The 1,060-nt window shown below is 76.6% G+C and carries 1 protein-coding gene; it reads right to left on the reverse strand.

What is annotated here, in order from left to right; all coding sequences use genetic code 11:
- Window positions 1–74: 74 nt before the first annotated feature.
- Window positions 75–887, reverse strand: coding sequence for a DUF3097 domain-containing protein (locus tag ACWEVO_RS37075; RefSeq protein WP_452312032.1), 813 nt, complete (start codon window positions 885–887; stop codon window positions 75–77).
- Between the last annotated feature and the right edge of the window lie 173 nt (window positions 888–1,060).

The following is a 1,060-nucleotide window of genomic DNA, read 5'->3' on the forward strand; positions in this document are numbered from 1 at the left end:
CCGTGCCCGGCGGAGGGATCAAGCCTGACCGCCCGGAGCCGGGCACGGTCGCCCCCGGCCCCGACAGCAACCACTCACAAGGGCTCGGTGACGAAGTCGATCAACCGTTCCATGGCGTTGATCAGCGGCGTCTCCACGTCCGCGAAGCTGTCCACCCGGGACAGGATGTGCCGCCACATGTCCGCCGGCTCGGCCACCCCGAGGGCCGCGCAGACCCCCTCCTTCCAGGGCCGCCCGGGTGGCACCACCGGCCAGGCCCGGATGCCCAGCGCCCGCGGCTTCACCGCCTGCCACACGTCCACATAGGGGTGCCCGGTGACCAGCACGTGCGGCGAGTTCACCGCGGCCACGATCCGGCTCTCCTTGGAGCCCGGCACGAGGTGGTCGACGAGCACCCCGAGCCGGCGCCCCGGGCCGGGGGCGAAGGCGCACACCTCGGCGGCGAGCTCGTCGATGCCGTTGAGGGGCTCCACCACCACGCCCTCGATCCGCAGGTCGTCACCCCAGATCCGCTCGACCAGGGCGGCGTCGTGGACGCCCTCCACCCAGATCCGGCTGGCCTTGGCCACCTGCGCGCGGACGTTATCGACGGCGACCGAGCCGGAGGCGGTGCGGCGGCGGGCGGCGGGCACCGGGGCACGCGCCGGGCGGCGCAGGGTGACCGGCTGCCCGTCGAGCAGGAACGCGGCGGGCAGCAGCGGGAAGTTGCGCCGCCGGCCGTGCCGGTCCTCCAGCACCACCGCGCCGGCCTCGAAGCCGACCACCGCCCCGCAGAATCCGGAGTCGGCGTCCTCGACGACCAGGTCCGGTTCGGCGTCCACCTCCGGGGTGACCTTCCGCCGCCGCCAGTCGCCCGCGAGCACGTCCCTGTCGTATCGCCCCGCCATGTCGATCACGCTAGTGACCGGCCCGGGGGGGGGCCCCGCGGCGCGGCCCCCCCCCCCCGCGCCGGGGGGGCGCGGCACGCGTTGGCTGGGCGCCCGCCGGCACTGGCCGGCCAGCGCCCCCCGCGCCCGCCCCGCCCCCCCCCCCCGGCCGTACCTGTTGGCGCACAAGGACC

The organism is Micromonospora sp. NPDC003776 (assembly GCF_053605645.1).

Excerpts from the sequence above, each read along its gene's own strand:
- ACWEVO_RS37075 (WP_452312032.1), bottom strand. The coding sequence starts at position 887 with ATGGCGGGGCGATACGACAGGGACGTGCTCGCGGGCGACTGGCGGCGG.